Source organism: Bdellovibrio bacteriovorus (assembly GCF_048286975.1).
GTDB lineage: Bacteria > Bdellovibrionota > Bdellovibrionia > Bdellovibrionales > Bdellovibrionaceae > Bdellovibrio > Bdellovibrio bacteriovorus_H.
This window is the reverse complement of sequence record NZ_JBLVRT010000001.1, coordinates 283,385-299,516: the sequence shown is the minus strand read 5'-3', so window position 1 is coordinate 299,516 and position 16,132 is coordinate 283,385. Positions and strand designations below refer to the sequence as shown.

The 16,132-nt window shown below is 50.7% G+C and carries 16 protein-coding genes; 11 read left to right on the top strand and 5 right to left on the bottom strand.

Annotated features, from left to right (window positions below; translation table 11 throughout):
- Positions 1-2: 2 nt before the first annotated feature.
- The gene (locus ACNQKP_RS01465) at positions 3-431 is read right to left on the bottom strand and encodes an acyl-CoA thioesterase (RefSeq protein WP_417862360.1); all 429 of its coding nucleotides are present in this window, start codon (positions 429-431) and stop codon (positions 3-5) included.
- Between the two features lie 92 nt (positions 432-523).
- Here ACNQKP_RS01465 and ACNQKP_RS01460 point away from each other — a divergent pair, with 92 nt between their 5' ends.
- From ACNQKP_RS01460 to ACNQKP_RS01435, 6 genes are all read left to right on the top strand, one after another.
- Positions 524-1,480, top strand: coding sequence for a polyprenyl synthetase family protein (locus ACNQKP_RS01460; RefSeq protein WP_015089722.1), 957 nt, complete (start codon positions 524-526; stop codon positions 1,478-1,480).
- On the top strand, positions 1,477-2,544 hold the full coding sequence (locus ACNQKP_RS01455; RefSeq protein WP_417862358.1) for a prenyltransferase: 1,068 nt from the start codon (positions 1,477-1,479) through the stop codon (positions 2,542-2,544). Before ACNQKP_RS01460 ends, ACNQKP_RS01455 begins: the two co-directional genes overlap by 4 nt.
- The gene (locus ACNQKP_RS01450) at positions 2,520-3,284 is read left to right on the top strand and encodes a class I SAM-dependent methyltransferase (RefSeq protein WP_417862357.1); all 765 of its coding nucleotides are present in this window, start codon (positions 2,520-2,522) and stop codon (positions 3,282-3,284) included. Before ACNQKP_RS01455 ends, ACNQKP_RS01450 begins: the two co-directional genes overlap by 25 nt.
- Positions 3,262-4,431 carry a hypothetical protein gene (locus ACNQKP_RS01445; RefSeq protein WP_417862356.1) on the top strand — a complete coding sequence of 390 codons (1,170 nt, stop codon included), beginning with the start codon at positions 3,262-3,264 and terminating at the stop codon, positions 4,429-4,431. The genes ACNQKP_RS01450 and ACNQKP_RS01445 overlap by 23 nt, the downstream gene beginning before the upstream one ends.
- Before the next feature lie 23 nt (positions 4,432-4,454).
- Entirely contained in the window at positions 4,455-5,348 is an 894-nt protein-coding gene (locus tag ACNQKP_RS01440) for a PP2C family protein-serine/threonine phosphatase (RefSeq protein ID WP_417862355.1), read from the top strand.
- Between the two features lie 136 nt (positions 5,349-5,484).
- On the top strand, positions 5,485-6,624 hold the full coding sequence (locus ACNQKP_RS01435) for a citrate synthase (RefSeq protein ID WP_417862353.1): 1,140 nt from the start codon (positions 5,485-5,487) through the stop codon (positions 6,622-6,624).
- A 52-nt stretch (positions 6,625-6,676) separates the two neighbouring features.
- Here ACNQKP_RS01435 and ACNQKP_RS01430 read toward each other — a convergent pair whose 3' ends face one another.
- Both ACNQKP_RS01430 and ACNQKP_RS01425 read right to left on the bottom strand, forming a co-directional pair.
- The gene (locus ACNQKP_RS01430; RefSeq protein ID WP_417862352.1) at positions 6,677-7,510 is read right to left on the bottom strand and encodes a S1 family peptidase; all 834 of its coding nucleotides are present in this window, start codon (positions 7,508-7,510) and stop codon (positions 6,677-6,679) included.
- A gap of 3 nt (positions 7,511-7,513) precedes the next feature.
- The gene (locus tag ACNQKP_RS01425; protein WP_417862351.1) at positions 7,514-9,211 is read right to left on the bottom strand and encodes a hypothetical protein; all 1,698 of its coding nucleotides are present in this window, start codon (positions 9,209-9,211) and stop codon (positions 7,514-7,516) included.
- Positions 9,212-9,456: 245 nt separating this feature from the next.
- On the opposite strand from ACNQKP_RS01425, the gene ACNQKP_RS01420 reads away from it, so the two are divergent.
- Positions 9,457-10,974 (top strand): L,D-transpeptidase family protein, encoded by a 1,518-nt coding sequence (locus ACNQKP_RS01420; protein WP_417862350.1) that lies wholly within the window; start codon positions 9,457-9,459, stop codon positions 10,972-10,974.
- Positions 10,975-10,985: 11 nt separating this feature from the next.
- On the opposite strand, the gene ACNQKP_RS01415 is transcribed toward ACNQKP_RS01420, so the two are convergent.
- Positions 10,986-12,806 (bottom strand): hypothetical protein, encoded by a 1,821-nt coding sequence (locus ACNQKP_RS01415; RefSeq protein ID WP_417862348.1) that lies wholly within the window; start codon positions 12,804-12,806, stop codon positions 10,986-10,988.
- 101 nt (positions 12,807-12,907) lie between these two features.
- Complete coding sequence (locus ACNQKP_RS01410; protein WP_417862346.1) at positions 12,908-13,582, bottom strand: response regulator transcription factor; 675 nt, start codon at positions 13,580-13,582, stop codon at positions 12,908-12,910.
- A gap of 187 nt (positions 13,583-13,769) precedes the next feature.
- Between ACNQKP_RS01410 and ACNQKP_RS01405 the strand changes: the two genes are divergently transcribed.
- The 4 genes from ACNQKP_RS01405 to ACNQKP_RS01390 are packed head-to-tail and all read left to right on the top strand — an operon-like array spanning position 13,770 to position 16,018.
- Positions 13,770-14,171: an HIT family protein gene (locus ACNQKP_RS01405; RefSeq protein ID WP_417862344.1), complete on the top strand. Its 402-nt coding sequence runs from the start codon at positions 13,770-13,772 to the stop codon at positions 14,169-14,171.
- A gap of 17 nt (positions 14,172-14,188) precedes the next feature.
- Positions 14,189-14,749 (top strand): inorganic diphosphatase, encoded by a 561-nt coding sequence (locus ACNQKP_RS01400; protein WP_011163142.1) that lies wholly within the window; start codon positions 14,189-14,191, stop codon positions 14,747-14,749.
- Positions 14,742-14,981 (top strand): DUF1653 domain-containing protein, encoded by a 240-nt coding sequence (locus ACNQKP_RS01395; protein ID WP_417862342.1) that lies wholly within the window; start codon positions 14,742-14,744, stop codon positions 14,979-14,981. The genes ACNQKP_RS01400 and ACNQKP_RS01395 overlap by 8 nt, the downstream gene beginning before the upstream one ends.
- 11 nt (positions 14,982-14,992) lie before the next feature.
- Positions 14,993-16,018 carry an NAD(P)H-dependent flavin oxidoreductase gene (locus tag ACNQKP_RS01390; RefSeq protein ID WP_417862340.1) on the top strand — a complete coding sequence of 342 codons (1,026 nt, stop codon included), beginning with the start codon at positions 14,993-14,995 and terminating at the stop codon, positions 16,016-16,018.
- Positions 16,019-16,132: the final 114 nt, after the last annotated feature.

Sequence of the window (16,132 nt, the reverse complement as noted above, 5' to 3'; positions counted from 1 at the left end):
CTCTAGCAGCCTTGACCGGTGGATTCCAGATAAGGCTCCAGACGGGATTTCATCAGCGACGGCAGGGTCGCCTTTTGTTTTGTCTTTCCATCAATCACGGAATGAACCATGGTGACGATGGCGTGGGTTTTGTCTTTTTCGGTGAAGACGTACTTCATTTTAAAGGAAGTCTCACCAAAACTTGCGACGGACACATTCACGTCATAGGTTTCGCCGGGGATGAATGGCGCCAGAAAGTTGGATTCTGTGTGGCGCAGGGGAATCAGCAGGTCGCGGGTGGAAAACCACTCGTTCCAGGTGTAGCCGGCGTCGACGATGAATTCTTCAAAAGCATCGTGGGCGAAACCAAAAATATTTCCGAAAAACATGATTCCCGCAGGGTCGGCATCCCTGAAGGTGATGGTCTTTTTCGTGCGAAAGACTTTATTCATAATGTCTCGGACTTTACGGCCTTGAAGCCCTTGACAGCAAGCAGATAAATCGCGAAGTTAGCGGGACTATTCGACCTCTTCAGGAGTTAAAATTGCAACGCAGCGTCATTGATCTTAAAGTCTATGATCCAAAGGATTTTCCGGCGTACCTGCCAAAGCTGAACAAGCTTTACGAGGACCTGTTTTCCGGCGGCAAAGGCTTCCGCGCAAAATTGATCCGCATGATGTCGGCTCACCTGGGCATTGAACCTAAAACTGAGCTGCTCTTGTCCCAGACAATCGAATTCATTCATAACGCCTCTTTGCTTCATGATGATCTGATCGACCGCTCTCATCTTCGCCGTGGCAAGACAGCTGCGTGGCTGAAATACACGCCGGAGTACGCGGTTCTGGCGGGTGACTATCTGCTGGCGCGTGTGATGGTGAACCTTTCCGGTCACGGGAACATCAAGCTGGTTCAGTACACAGCGGAAGTGATTTCTGATCTTTTGGAAGGTGAATGGCTGCAGGACTCTGTGGTGGGTGATTTCTTCGTCACTATGGAACAGCTGGATCGTATTCACAATCTGAAGACCGCAAGTCTGTTTAAGTGGTGCATCCGTGCGCCGTTCATCGCGCAGGAACGCTACGACGAGGAACTGCACAACATTCTTTCTGAAATGGGCACGCTGCTGGGGCAGTTGTTCCAGCGCAGTGATGATCTTCTGGATTACGACATCCGTAACGACGAAGGCAAAGCGATCCTGGGTGATTTGAAATCCGGTTATCTGAATTCCTTCGGGGCGTTCATGTGTGCCGGGGCCACTCGCCATGAAATCGACCATATCGTGAAATCCAAAACTTTGGAGCAGTACTACGAAAACGTCGGCGGCAAAGCGCGCTTTGACCAGAAACTGGCGGAATTCGATGAAATCAACCGCGGCCTGATCAAAATGTATGATCACCATCTGGAGCGCCTGCAGTCCCTGTTGAAGCCGGGCGAAGAAAAGCTGATTGATCAACTGCGCCCGCTGACCGAGATTTTGTACTGGAGAAGGAAACCTTCGTGAGTGAACTGATCACGCTTTCCAAAAAAGACGCCCAGTTTGAATCCTATTTGCTGGGGACGTTCTCCAAAACTCACCGGGCTCTGCCGCAGCAGACCCTGAACGTCAACTCTGCTTCCGAGCTGGTGACGTTTCGTGTGCTTCCGTTAAGCGAGATCACCAAGCCTTCTTTCGGGGCCAAGATGTCCCAGATCTACAAGGTGCGCACGTTCCTTCTGATTTTCCTGCCGCTGTTTTTGATTCTGACCAAGAACATTGACGATCACACCATGCAGGATCCGGTGACCACCGCGATCGCGACCATCGGTGTGTTGCTGGCGTTTATCTCCATTAACTTGCGCAACGACTATATGGACCACATGAAGGGTGTTGACCGTGTGCTGGAACGTTCCGGCAGTCGCGCCATTCAAAATGGCTGGATCACAGCCGCACAGGTTAAACATCTGTCGTCCTTCTTCCTTTTCATGGCGCTGGTGTGTGCGGTGCCACTGGTGTTTGCGTTCCCGCAGCTGGCGGGGATCTTTGCTGTCAGCCTGACGGTGGGATTATGGGCTCAGTTTAAAAAACAAAATTCCTTCAAGTACCGTATCGGGGGCGAGTTCGCACTGTTTGTGATGCTGGGGCCGCTTTTGACGGTGGGCTTTCAGATCGCGATGGGTGTTCCCGGCGATATCGAAGCTTTCTGGCTGGGCTGTGTGTGGGGTTGGCTGGTGCTGTTCGTAGTGCACCTTAGAAACTTCATGAACATCTTCCCAAGCAGTCAGGCGGGTTTCACCAACACCGTGAACTGGCTGGGTTTTGATAAGGCCCGTCGTCTGATTGCCGGCTGGTGGATTTTGTTCCTGATCTTCAATCTGACTTATCATCTGAATTACGCCGGTTTTTACTGGGGCGTTTATCTGACGGTGGTTCTGGCATTTGCCTCAGTGGGTTTCATCTACAAACTGAAAAACATCTCCAGCCCCGTGGGCAGTGAGATGCGCAAAGTGTTCCGCGCTGGATTCTATCTGTTCCTGATCGCCATTGGCATGTGGGTTTTTGAGTGTCTTTGGTATCTGCTTCGCTAGACGGCGGCCTTCGCATTTGTGTTCGGGCTTCCGCCCAGGAAGTCCATGACAAGGCTGTCGAGTGGGCGTCTTTTCTAAAGGCGCCACTGAATCCTGAAAATCCCGAACAGTACTTCTTTCATTTCTTCGTCGAACCTGAGGGCGTGTATGTGCGCGATCAGGAAAAGCGCCTGCTTGAAATTGATTTCGATAAAAACCATCTGGACTACGAGCGCAAAGGTCATCGCGGCAAAAATGAACTGATCGCCAAAGCCCTGGGCGTGGCCAAAGGCGCACGGCGAATTCTGGATCTGTCTGTCGGTATGGGTATCGACAGTGTGTTTTTGACCCAGCTGGGATTTTCGGTGATCGGGGTGGAGCGGTCTCCGGTGCTGTACGCTCTTTTGAAAGAAGCTTTTGCCCGCACAAAAAAGGACTCTCTGAAATCCTATGAACTGCACTTTGCCGACAGCCTGCAGTTTCTAAAACAGAACAAGGGTCTGCTTGAAGTGGACGCCATTTATTTTGATCCGATGTATCCGCACAAAAAGAAATCCGCACTTCCCAAGCAGGAAATGGTGGTCTTCCGTGTTCTGGTTGGTCACGACGATGACGCCAGTCTGGTTCTGCAAGAGGCCCTGACCTGGCCGGTGAAGCGCGTGGTGGTGAAGCGTCCGATGCAGGCTGAAGAGCTGCTGCCGGGCGTTCGTCATTCTTACGAGGGAAAGGTGGTTCGCTATGATACTTATGTGGTTGGGTAGTTTTGTCATGATGATGCTGGGGCTTTATCTGTCACAAAAGTACGTGGCGGTGGTTTTCTCTGGCCTGCAAAAAAGTTTTTTGGACAAGGGGCTGGAAACAACCCTGGGGAAAATGTTCATCCGCGCTTTGGATGTGGTGGTGCTGGAAGCATCTCCACAAAAGTCTTTGTACTCGGGAATGGCACTTTTAAATTTGCGGGTATTGGGAACTCGTCCCAGTGCTTTGCTGATGTGTCTTAGTACCCTGGGTGCATGGTGGGTGCTGATACTGGGTTTGTTGTTCATGAGCTTTAACGGCTACTTCCTGCTGGGGCTTGCGGGCGTGGGTCTGCTGACGGTGTTTTTGTCCGTGCAGATTAAAAACATTCTGGGCTGGGTTCTGGGCACCGGATTGTTCCTGGTGGGTGGTGAAACCATGCTTCGCAATGCCAGTGTTCTGATGACGACCCTGGGGCAAAGTGATCTGGCTTACTTCCTGGCGGATGGCCGTTTCCCGACGGTGATTGCCTTGTTCTGTCTGGCGGCTTTGGTCAGTTTGATTGTGCAGCTGGAATTCTGGTCCCTGGCTTTGGCTTTGGGGTTGCTGTTGACCAACACCATTTCTTTCAACGCGGCCCTGGGGTTGGTTGCGGGGGAGCGTGTGGGTCGTATGCTTTTCTTCTGGTGGCAAAGCCGTTCGTTGAATCAGGAATGCCGTCGTATTGGTACTCAGTTTGCGATGGTGTCGGCCAGCGGGGCGTTCCTGGGTATGATGATCGCAGGTGAAGTGCGCACCTTGCTGAATCTGGGTTTCACCAGCGGGACGGCAACGGCACAGGATAAAACCCTGCAGTTTGTTGTGTTGTTTGCTTTGATTTTAGGTGTGCAGTGGATGGCGCAAATGATCTGGGGTCACTTCGGCGGCAACGTGAAGGTTGATGAAATGCAGGCGTCCCGCTATTTCGGTCCGACCTGGAAACGCTGGGAGCTTTTGTCTGCCACCGTGATGTCCTGGGCCCGTGAAAAAGTCCACAAGCGACACAGTGAGATCCGCTATCATCTGCAGGGTCTGGGCAGTTTGAAAGAAGGGCAGGTGCCCGAGCACATTCAAGCCCGACTAAAGGCCGAAGAAGAACAGCTCAATATGTTCCTTCACGACTGGGCGTAAAAAAGAATTTAATATAAGCCGTCATGGCAAAAGAACAAGACGAACTCAAAGAGCGAATTTCAGAACTGGAACATGAACTGGCGGTGAAAGAGGCAGAGCTTCACCGTTATCGCCTTGAGCTTTCCAAGGCCAACGGTGCCCTGGAAAAGATGATTGCTCAGATCAGCCAGGAGCTGAAGCTGGCGCAGATCATGCAAAAGTTTCTTTCGCCCACCGAACTTCCCAATGTTCAGGGTTTTGAGTTCAGTACCAAATTTCTTCCCGGCACTCGTTCGGGGGGTGACTACTTCGACATCTTTGAACACGAAGACAAGCTCAAGTTCGGCATTCTGATTTCCAGTGCCAGCGGTTATTCGCTGTCTTCGGTGCTGCTTTCCGTGATCATTAAAATCTCTTCGCAGATCGAGGCCCGTCGGGGCTTGGAGGCTCACAAGGTGCTGGCGTTGCTGGCCAAGGAAGTGGTGCCGTCCATCCAGAATGACGACAAGGCCAGCGTGTTCTATGGGATCGTGGATCGACGCAGTTTTGAAATGCAGTACTGCTCTGTCGGGAACATTGACGGCTTTATGCAGGTCTATGGTCAGGACAGTCTGGTGGAGCTTCTGCCGACCGGTCCTAGCCTTGGTAAGGACTTTAACACGGAGCCACAAAGCCGGGTGATCCAGCTCAATCCGCGGGATCGCCTGATACTGGCGACCGAAGGTTTGAAGCTGTCCCAAAATTCCCTGGGTGTGAACTGGGGTGGACACGGGATTTCTGAAGCGATTTCTCGGGCCCCGAAGCAGGGTGTGCACGAATTGCGCAACGAGATTCTGCTCTCGAATGAGCGATACTCCGGAAAGCCAGATCCCGTTCGGGATCAGACTTTGATCGTCACGGAAGTGAAGGATCGGGTCATTAAACTGGCGTCCCGCTAATCTGATTTTTACTATGTTTTCAGGTTCCCTGTTTATGCGACCTAGGGGCGGGAACCGCGTGACAACTTGTGAAAACTCCTGTTAAGTCTACAATGTTTAAAAAAGAAGTATTTGATAAGTCAGAAAGGAAACTACGATGGCTGAAGTAAATATCTATGAAGGCGCCTTGGACAAGGGTTTGGAAGGCGTTGTTGCATGTACGACGAAAGTATCTTTTATCGTCGGTGATTCTCTGAATTTCCGTGGTTACACGATCGATGATCTTGCTGCGAATTCAACTTTTGAGGAAGTAACTTATCTTCTTTGGAACGACAAACTTCCAAATGCTCAAGAGCTGGCGGCATTCTCCACTCAACTTCGCAATGAAATGGCTTTGAGCCCTGATTTCATCAAAGTTTTGAAAGCAATCCCTACCAACGTTCACCCAATGGGTTGGTTGCGTACGGCTGTTTCTTTGATGGCTCACTGGGATTCTGATGCTAACGACAACGGCGCTGAAGCAAACTTGCGCAAGTCTGTTCGCTTGACTGCGAAAATGGGAACTCTTCTTTGCGCATTCGATGCCATCCGCAAAGGTAAAGAGCCAGTAGCTCCTAAAACTGACAAATCCATGGCTTGGAACATGATGTACATGCTGGGCGGCGGAGCTGAGCCAAAAGCTGAGCACGTAAAAGTGATGGACACTTGCTTGATCCTTCACGCTGACCACGAGCTGAACTGCTCTGCGTTCGCAACTCGCGTAACGGCTTCTTCATTGTCTGACCTTCACTCTGCAATCGTTTCTGCGATTGGCGCGTTGAAAGGTCCTTTGCACGGTGGTGCGAACGAGCAGGTTATTTTGATGCTTCAAAAAATCGGCACGATGGAAAAAGCTCAGCAGTTCGTTAAAGACGCATTGGCAGCCAAAGAAAAAGTTATGGGTATCGGTCACCGCGTTTACAAAAACGGCGACCCTCGCGCTCGTATCCTTCGCAGCATGTCTGACAAGTTGACTAAAGATGCTGGTATCCACCACATGTACGAAATGTCCACTTTGATTGACGATACCATGTTCAACGAAAAAGGCTTGATGCCGAACGTGGACTTCTACTCTGCAACTGTCTACTTCTCTATGGGCATCCCGACAGATCTGTTCACGCCGATCTTCGCGGCTTCCCGTATTTCCGGCTGGTGTGCACACGCTTTCGAGCAGTACGCAAACAACCGTATCTACCGTCCTCGTGGCAAATGGGCAGGCAAAGAGGGTCTGAAATGGACTCCAGCCAACCAACGCTAAGAATTTCGGTTTAAGATCGAATGAAAAAGGGAGCTGCAAAGCTCCCTTTTTTTTATTGGTCAGAATGATCAGACAGAATTTTCAGATTTTTATGGATCCAGTCCATTTGGTTGGCCACGTTGACATAGGCCGCCCGGCTGTAACATTCGTTTGAAGCGATCGGGTCCCCTTTGTACTTGAAAGTGGCGTGGGTGATACCGATGATCACGGGTTCACCATTTTCATCCGCTTTCAGCAAAGGTCCTCCGGAATCCCCCTGGCAGATGCCGATGCCATTTTTCTGGTTTCCGATCAGATGGGTCTCATTGATCTCAGAAATGATGGTCGGGGTGGAGTGTAAAATTCCCCGTTCTTTAACCCGGGCCCCGTCGGATGTTTTGCCATAGCCGATAGCCAGATAGGGGGTCGGTTGATCCAAAGTTGTTTCCGCCTTCAATCCCAGGATTTTCAGGCGTGATGGCTTGGGGTCTCGGATTTTGATCAGGGCAATGTCATAGGCTCCCAGTTTTGATGTGTCCCGAACAAAGTTTTCGTGTGGGATGACTTTGTCTATACGAAGGACTTTTCTTTTTTCTTCCAGTGGATTCAGGCCATAGGCAATATCATAAGTGGCGCCTTTTTCATCCACACAGTGGGCCGCTGTAAGAATCACATCTTCAGCAATGAAAGCGCCAGTGCAGATGCCCGAACTTTTGAAAAGGAAAGATCCTTTGCTCCCGCGAATCATGACGACCCAGTTGGCGCGGGGGTCGGTGTTGGTGACACGACGGCCACCGACGATGGCGGAATCATCACCGTCAGGTAAAGAGTGCTCGGGCGCGGTCTCTTGTGCAGACGGCGCGCAGGCACTCAGTAAAAATAGAAAACTCAGGAAGCACTTCTTCACAAATTATATCTCGCAGGAATTAAGGGCTTTGGAGTTTTGCGCAGACACCAGTTTTTTGCAAGTGTCTGGGATTGTTTCTTTACGAACCTGCGCAATTTGCAAGGCGCGGTACAGACCTGAGGAATGCACAGCTTCAACACCTTCAACAACCTTAACTTTCAAAGACGGATCTTTTTCTTCAGAAGCGAAGAAGCATCCATAGTTCGATTGTTTTTTAGGCAGAACATTTTGCAGTTGTGACACAACCTTGGCTGCCAGTACGTCCGAGAAGTCTTCATTAAGGAACTGGGCGGAATCCTGCTTTTCTGTCAGGCATGCTTTCGCAGTTTCAAACTGTTTTGTATGCGCAAAAACGTGGTGAGCGAATTCATGTGCCAGAATTGAAATGCCATAGGCGGGCAACTTCACCGACATCCAGCTGACTTTGATGCCAGTCAGACCGGGGCTGGCAAAATCAGAAATACTCAGATTCACCAGATCGTCACAAAGCATGTCGTTTTCGCCCAGTGTCTGCGACAGCAAAGCACCCAGCATCAGTGTTGTGGATGCGTCCATTTTTTGAAGCATCTCCACTTGCAGTTTGTCGGTGCGGGCTCTGTCGGTCAGTGATTGCGCCAGGGACTTGGACAGATCATTGATGGACTCAGGCATATAGACGCTGATCTTTTTTACGATTTCGTATGCGGGATCCTGGGAGTTCAGGTTTTTTAAAACCTGTTCGCGCACCACTTCCACTTTTTCCTGGAAGGCAGTCACGTCTTTGACTTCCGGATACAGATTGAGCCCTTGGTACATGCGCACTTCGCAGGCTGATTTCAGACCCGGAGCTTCAGCAAGACGCTTTTGCAGACGGATTTTCAAATCGGACTTCGCCAGATTGGTGCGGATGGTTTCGGCTTGCAGCGGCAGAGCATCGGCAATAGCCGTTTCTTTCAAGGTCAGTGTGTGCACCAAGCGCACGCTGTAGGAGCTTTGAATGAGATCCTTCAGTTCAGTTGCGTCTGCAGTCCCACCGGCTTTCAAGCGGGCGAACACACCGTGATCCAGATCAATAAATCGGAAGCCGATAGCCTTATTTAGGGCCTCTTGCATTTCAAGGACAAGGTTGATTTCGGCACGGGCGGCATCCATCACAGTTTTGTCTGGATGCATTGCCAAAAGATAGGCCTGAGGTCCCTGCAAGTGCGCTCTGTCATTAGCCTTTGCAAAGTCATATCCGCCAATCTTGGCAAAGATGGCCTTTCTGTCGGCTTCAGAGACATCTTTTCCGCTCAGGATATAGATGACTTTGATCAAACGCATTTGCGTTTCGTTCAGTTCCGCATTGGCAAATTCAGATTCTTTTGCCTGCAGTTGATTCAGGGTGGTGGTGTGCAGTTGCACCTTGGCATTAATCACTTCTTTTAAGCGGCCTTCCAGATGTTGCTGGTAATAAGCCTTCTGAGTGTCACTTGGTTGGGCTGCCTTCGCCATCAAATTTGTGTAGGAAATCTCGGTCGACTGCGAGGCGCACAGATCCTGATAGCAAAGTTGTTCTGAGGTCATTGCGGCTCTTTCCGCCTTTTGTGTTTCAGTCAGGGGAGCTGTGGTTTTGGCGGCCTTGGCAGTGCGCACGGGATTGTTGGACTGCTTTTTACATGCAGCCAAATTTACGCTGACGGCAACCAAACCCAGAGTCAGAAGTGATCTTGACCATCTCATTTTGAGACCTCCCAAAAAAGTTCAACAGCTGTAGATCTTTTATGCGATGAACTCGCATTGGATCGCAGCCGGGGAACGATGTTGTAACTGATAATGATAGGGAGCAAAGTCAGAGCCAGTTTTCTGTGGCAAAACATCCAGTTTGTTTTGTTTTGGAAATCTTCAAGTCCGTCGACCAGACCCAGCCTAACAATGCCGCAAGAACGGAGACAAAATTAATTTAAAAGAAGACATGAGGAGGGGTTATGGAGTTGGTGCGTCTCATGGGTTTCTTGACTGTTCTGAGCCTTGCTTTGAGTGCGAACGCGCAGAATTCAAAGGACTACCTGGTCGTTGTGGACAGAATTCCGGTAAGTGAACTGCGCTGGGTGATGACACAGTCAGGGGATCACGGAGTCAATGCGAAGAGCTACTGGTCGGATTCAATGGAGCAAACTTTTTTGGTTGATCCACTCAATCCCACTTTGCGAAATCAGGCGAGCGTTAACTATCTGCGCCTGCTGCAGAATGTTTCCACTGGAATTGTCGATCCCGCCCTGGTCGGTGTGGATGTAAAACTCACTAAGAAGAAATTCCCGACAGCGATAGAGCTGGAGACCGCGTTGGCTGCCGCCGGACAGAATCCAAATGTGCTGCTGGAATCCATGTCCTCACAAATGCCCCAGTATCTGGCATTGCGGGACAGTCTTCGCAAAATGAACAATGCCTGCGTGAATAACCTGTGGCCGGCGCTTCCCAAAGTTAAAAAAACTTTGAAGCTGGGAAGCAAAGATCCCATCGTGATTCCATTAAAAACACGCATGGTCCAGCTGGGTTATCCCATGAACAGTCTCGACAACGTCTATGATGACAAAGTGGTGGCTGCGGTGAATGACATTCAGTGGAATCTGCGCTTTAAACCTGACAGCAAGATTTCTCCGGGCGGCAAAACCTGGAAATATCTGAATGTGTCCTGTCAGGATCGTATGCGACAGATCCGACTGGATATGGAAAAACTGCGCTGGTTCCCTCAGTATGTGGAAGAACGCTATATCTTCGTGAACCTGGCGATGTCCTATTTTAGCCTGGTTGACAAAAGCGGGGGAGGCTTCTATTCAATGAGCTTCCGCACAATCAATGGCCGACCTGAAAGAAAATCGCCTACGATGAAGGACAAAATAGTCTACATCGTGATCAATCCATTCTGGGTGGTGCCTCCGACCATCTTCCGCGAAGACAAGGTCGAAGAGATCAAGAATTTATGGCCCTGGGAGATCCGCGAATACTTTGATACCCGACATTATCAGGTTTGGAACAAGTCTTTCACTCAAAGGTTCGATCCGGCCAGTATTGACTGGTACAACATGGATCCAAATCAGGATGCCAATATTTATATCCGTCAAAGCCCGCATCGCATGAATGCCCTGGGTTCGCTGAAATTCATGATGACCAATTCCTATGCGATCTATCTGCATGATACGAATCAGAGGGAATTGTTCGCCGAGCCTCATCGACTGCTTAGTTCCGGTTGTGTGCGGGTGGAAAAACCCGTGGATCTGGCAGAATACCTGATGAAGGGGACCGAGTGGGATCGCGCCGCGATCGAGCGTTATATGGCAAAACCGGGGGAAGTGCTGGATAAAGACACCAAGGTTCAACTGAAACAGCAGATGCCGGTATATATGGTGTTCCTGACGTCGCAGCTGAGCTCTGATGGAATTCTGCGCTTTGCCGAGGACTCTTACAGACAAGGCACCCGTTTGTTAAGGCTGGGTGCCTGGTAGATTCTTGAATATTAACGTCCGGATGGAATCGTTGTAGTGGTTGTAGAATTGATGATCGGTACCGGTGCCAGGGAACTGGTGCCGGTGGAATAGATCGGTGTTGGTCCCGACGACGTGCTGGAGCTGAGTGTTCCACCCAGATAGCTTGTGCCACCGTACTGCACCTGCTGAATTCGATACATCAGGTTGTACATCTCTTGCTGCAGGGAAGACACAGTTTGGTATTTCTGCACCATCTGTTGCTGGTATTGCTGCTGATACTGCATCGCTGTTTGATACTGTTGCATCTGCATCTGCATTTGCATCATCTGCTGTTGCAGTGCCATCGAAGAAGAATCATATCCGGTCATGGATCCCATCATCGAACCGTAGCCCATCATGCTTCCACTGTAGGTGCCCATCATAGAACCCATCAAACCGCCATAACCCATCATACTGCCAGTCATGGAACCCATCATGGAACCCATCATTGAACCATAGTTACCCATCATGGAACCCATCATTGAACCATAGTTACCCATCATGGACCCCATCATTCCACCATAGCCGACAAGTCCGCCGACCATGCTGCTCATCATGGATCCGCCCATCATACTTCCCATCATGGCGCCACCGTACATGCCGAGGCCCCCCATGCCGCCCATGTTCATTCCGCTCATGCCCCACGGGCCCATGCCGGAGGAATACATTCCGCCACCCATCATGTTACCCATCATGCCGGCCGGGTAACCAAAAGCCCCGCCCATACCAGCGTTGCCATACATACCACCCATACCATAGGCGCCCGCCATGCCCATGGCGCCATTCATGTTGCCCGTGCCGTTCATACCACTGCCGCAACCGAAGCTGCCCTGACCGGTGCCACCGCTGACCGCGCCATAAAGACCTGCCATCAGATAGGGGTATCCATAACTCAAAGCCGGGTAGGACTGCGTCGGCCAACCGGCGTTGGAGTTGTATTCAGCAACCATCTGATTTTGTTTGTAACCCACATACGAAGCGAACAATCCTGTGCCCACGTTAGCGATCACATTGGCCCAGTCTGTTTTCGGAGCGGAGGCCTGAGATCCATTTCCTTGAGCAATACACTCGACGCAAACGCCACCTTCAGTTTCAGAAGAGGCAAGGCCATTGCGGCGGTCCTCCAAAGCGTCGGCTTTGGCGTCTTTCAGATCTTCTTTCAGGTTGGTGATCTGGTTTTCCATGCGTTCGATTTCACGTTGCAGTTTTTCTGACTGGGAATACTGCTTGCGATAGTCAGACAGCCCTTTTTTACAGGTGGTGGCATCGCTGCCCCGGCCGCCATCAGTTTCACGGTATTTGGAATTGGAGCAAACGGATCCGCTGACAGAGCCCGCTTTGCCACGGTCGCAGTACTGTTTCCATTCCGCGGTGGAAAAACCATACACCGGAATCATGTCGGCGTTGGGGGCTGCGGGTTCGCCACCTTCTTCGCCTTGAGCGACAAATTCCCCGGACTGCTCCTGCAGGCCCTTGTATTCTTCACAGCGGCGGGAATTTTCCATGTGTTCAAAGATAAAGTCGGCATAGTCGCTGGAGATGGATTTCTCCACATCAGTGCGGGTTCGTTGCAGGGTGCGGTCGATCTTTTTCTTTTCGGCCTTTTTGGTTTTTAGCTGCTGCTGGGCCTCTTGCAGTTCGGCCTGAATTTCTTTGGTGCCGTCATCGACGCTGGTGGCACCGTTGCCCGCGCGCATTCCGGTGGAACAGCTTTGCATCCCGCCGTACATTCCAGTGCCCCACATCGAAGTTTGTGCCGTGGCCAGCGCCGGTGTGATCAGAAAAACTGTCAGAAGAATTTTTTGTAACATGGTCCCGCCTTATTTACACATTCAGGATAGCGGGCAAGTATTGAGCGATTATGGAGTTAGGACCTCACGGTTTAAAGTGAGATCCTGCGGAGGGATGGGGATTAAACGGCTTTTTCCAGGCGATAGCCCTGGCCATAGACGGAATTGATTTTCACCATGGTGACACCGTTTTTGGTCAGCTTGGAACGGATATGGCTGATGTGGGAATCTACGGTGCGATCAAATATTTCCTCGCCCGAAGCCAGGCGTTCTATCAGCTGTTCGCGGGTCACAATTGTTTCCGGGTGTTCAAAGAACGTCGTCAGGATTTCAAATTCACGACGGTTCAGATTGATCAGCGCTTCACCATTCTTAAGCACCTGCTGATTTTTGATCAGGGTCAGGCCGGCAAATCGAACCAGTTCCAATGTGGCCTTGTTGTCAGTCAGCTGGTTGCGGATGCGGGCAATCAGTTCGCGCTGACTGAAGGGTTTGCGAACATAGTCATTGGCACCCTGGTCAAAGCCCTGCACAACACTTTCTTCATCAGTGCGTGCGGTCAGGAAGATCACGGGATTTTTCTGGTCTTGGGCGCGCAGCCAGTTGCAGAACTCCATCCCGCTGCCATCGGGAAGGTTGATGTCCAAAAGATAAAGATCTGCTTTGCATTCTGCGTTTTGGCGTTTGGCATCAGCAAGGGTTTGCACCCACTCTACTTTATAGTTTTCGAGTTCCAACTGCAGTTGGACGGCTTTGCCAATTACTGGGTCATCTTCAAGCAGAAAAATAGTGCTCATATAGTCTCCAGCCTACCATAGGCCTCGTGGTTGTCTCAGGTCTTATTCTTACCGGGGAGTATTGAGCAATTGTGGAAGCTGGGCCAATGTCCCGGTTTGAAACGGGGACCCGGGGTGTTGAAGCTGGTCAAAGCCCGTGGGATCAGGCATGATTTTCCAGAGTTTTTAGTAAATGTAAGGAGACCTCATGGCTTCAGTTTTCACCAAAATTATTTCCGGCGAATTCCCTTGTTACAAAATATATGAGGATGACCGCATCCTTTCCTTCCTCGCGTTGGATCAGGTCAATTTGGGACACACGCTGGTGATCAGCAAAGAAGAAATCAACCATTGGACTGAAGTGCCTACTGAAACCTACGCTCACCTTCACAAAGTTTCCCAGAAAATCGGCAAAGCTATTTTGAAGGCGTCAGGTTCCCCGCGTGTGGGTCAGATTGTCGCAGGCTTTGAAGTTCCGCACTATCATTTGCACCTGATCCCGGCATGGTCCATTCCGGATCTGGACTTCAAACGCGCCCAGCGCCGTTCCGATGCTGAGATGAAACAGATCCAGTCTGAAATCATCAAACACCTGGAAGCGATGAAATAACTTAATACGGAGGCCCTATGAATCCCTGGCATGATTTGAGTCCCGGAGAAAAAGCTCCGGAAGTGGTGACCGCGCTGATTGAAATTCCCGCAGGATCCAAAACCAAGTTCGAGCTGGACAAGGTTTCAGGCCTTCTGAAAGTGGACCGGGTGCTTTACAGCTCGGTTCACTATCCCGCCAACTACGGCTTTATCCCGCGCACTTATTGTGGTGACCATGACCCGCTGGACATTCTGGTGTTGGGTCAGGCGCAAGTGTATCCACTCAGTATCATGCGGGCCCGTCCGGTGGGTTGCATGCGCATGCTGGATCAGGGTGAGATGGACGACAAGGTCATTGCGGTGCATGAAGATGATCCCGAGATGGCGCACATCCATTCGATCAAGGATCTGGCGCCGCACCAGTTGAAGGAAATCCGTAATTTCTTTGAGATCTATAAGGGTCTTGAAAACAAAAAGGTCGAAGTCGAAGGCTTCCATGATCTGCCGGAAACCCTGAAGATCATCAAAGAGGCCTTTGATCTGTACAAACAGGAACGAACGACGCTGTTGAAGCAGTCTGAAAGCGGCCATGATTAAAGAAACAGCCCACGACATCGTTGCTGGCGGTATCTATCAGCATTATTCCGGCAAACAGTACCGTGTGATCGGCGTCGGCCGTCACAGTGAAAGTCTGGACGAGATGGTGTTCTATGAATCTCTTTACAACAACTCCGTCGGTCGTCTGTGGTGCCGTCCGCTGCCAATGTGGAATGAGATCGTTGAAGTCGACGGACAAAAAGTCCCGCGTTTTAAATTTCTGTTCAAATAACGAGGTTCGACATGACTGCATCCCGCTGGCCACTGACAAAATTACCTGTGATTCAGGGACCGATGGCCGGGGGATACACCACTGCGGAATTGGTGGCCGCTGTCAGCAATGGCGGGGGACTTGGCTCAATCGGGGCCGGCTATATGTCCCCGGAGTCTTTGCGCACGTTGATTCAAAAGGTAAAGGATCTTACGACAAAACCCTTTGCGGTGAATCTTTTTATTCCGACGTCACCGGCTGTGGATTTGCCCCAGGTTGAAAGAATGAAAAAGCATCTGCTGCCTTATTATCGGCAGCTGGGCTTTGAATCCGTACCAGAGCTTGCCTATGACCCGGGCCTGTTTCAGAAACAGTTCGCTGTCGTACTAGATGAAAAGGTGGCAGCCTTCAGTTTCACTTTTGGAACTTTGAAGCCCGCTGAAATGTCCGCTCTGAAGTCTCAGAATGTTTTTGTCATGGGTACTGCAACCAGCGTGGAAGAAGCCGAGTATTTGCGCAAGCACGGCTGTGATGCGGTGGTGGCGCAGGGCTTGGAGGCCGGTGGGCACCGGGGCTCTTTCCTGAACGGCAAGTTCCCGTTGGTGCCGGCTCTGGAACTGGTGCGTGAGATTTCACTCAAAGTAAAAGTTCCGGTGATCGCGGCCGGTGGCATTGTAACTGCCGATGATCTTCGCAAGATGCTGGAAGCCGGGGCGTGCGCTGTGCAAATCGGAACGGCATTTTTGGTTTGTCATGAAAGTGGAGCTGCTCAGGAATACCGCGAGCTTTTGCTGAAGGGAAAACCAGAAGACACGGAACTGATCAAAGGATTCACGGGGCGATGGGCAAGGGGTTTGGCCAATCGTTTTTCTCGCGAAATGAAAGTTTATGATTCCGATGTTCCCGACTATCCAATTCAGCATTGGCTGACCACACCTCTAAGAAAAAAAGCGCAGGAAAGTGGTCGTACCGAGTTTCAGTCACTATGGTCAGGACAAGGTTTGGGCTCTCTGCGACCGTGTTCTGTGGCAGATTATCTGGCCACATTAACCCAGTAGAATTTTCCAATTATTCAGGAGTTTCCGCCACCTAGGGTGGGCTTATCATTAAGCTTTCAGTTGGCGTTCAAGGCCTTCTCACTTATCTCGAAATAGGGTGGGGGCCTTTACAGT

Coding starts and splice junctions, on each gene's coding strand:
- ACNQKP_RS01465 (WP_417862360.1), bottom strand. CDS start 431: ATGAATAAAGTCTTTCGCACGAAAAAGACCATCACCTTCAGGGATGCC.
- ACNQKP_RS01445 (WP_417862356.1), top strand. CDS start 3,262: ATGATACTTATGTGGTTGGGTAGTTTTGTCATGATGATGCTGGGGCTT.
- ACNQKP_RS01440 (WP_417862355.1), top strand. CDS start 4,455: ATGGCAAAAGAACAAGACGAACTCAAAGAGCGAATTTCAGAACTGGAA.
- ACNQKP_RS01435 (WP_417862353.1), top strand. CDS start 5,485: ATGGCTGAAGTAAATATCTATGAAGGCGCCTTGGACAAGGGTTTGGAA.
- ACNQKP_RS01425 (WP_417862351.1), bottom strand. CDS start 9,211: ATGAGATGGTCAAGATCACTTCTGACTCTGGGTTTGGTTGCCGTCAGC.
- ACNQKP_RS01420 (WP_417862350.1), top strand. CDS start 9,457: ATGGAGTTGGTGCGTCTCATGGGTTTCTTGACTGTTCTGAGCCTTGCT.
- ACNQKP_RS01415 (WP_417862348.1), bottom strand. CDS start 12,806: ATGTTACAAAAAATTCTTCTGACAGTTTTTCTGATCACACCGGCGCTG.
- ACNQKP_RS01410 (WP_417862346.1), bottom strand. CDS start 13,582: ATGAGCACTATTTTTCTGCTTGAAGATGACCCAGTAATTGGCAAAGCC.
- ACNQKP_RS01405 (WP_417862344.1), top strand. CDS start 13,770: ATGGCTTCAGTTTTCACCAAAATTATTTCCGGCGAATTCCCTTGTTAC.
- ACNQKP_RS01400 (WP_011163142.1), top strand. CDS start 14,189: ATGAATCCCTGGCATGATTTGAGTCCCGGAGAAAAAGCTCCGGAAGTG.
- ACNQKP_RS01395 (WP_417862342.1), top strand. CDS start 14,742: ATGATTAAAGAAACAGCCCACGACATCGTTGCTGGCGGTATCTATCAG.
- ACNQKP_RS01390 (WP_417862340.1), top strand. CDS start 14,993: ATGACTGCATCCCGCTGGCCACTGACAAAATTACCTGTGATTCAGGGA.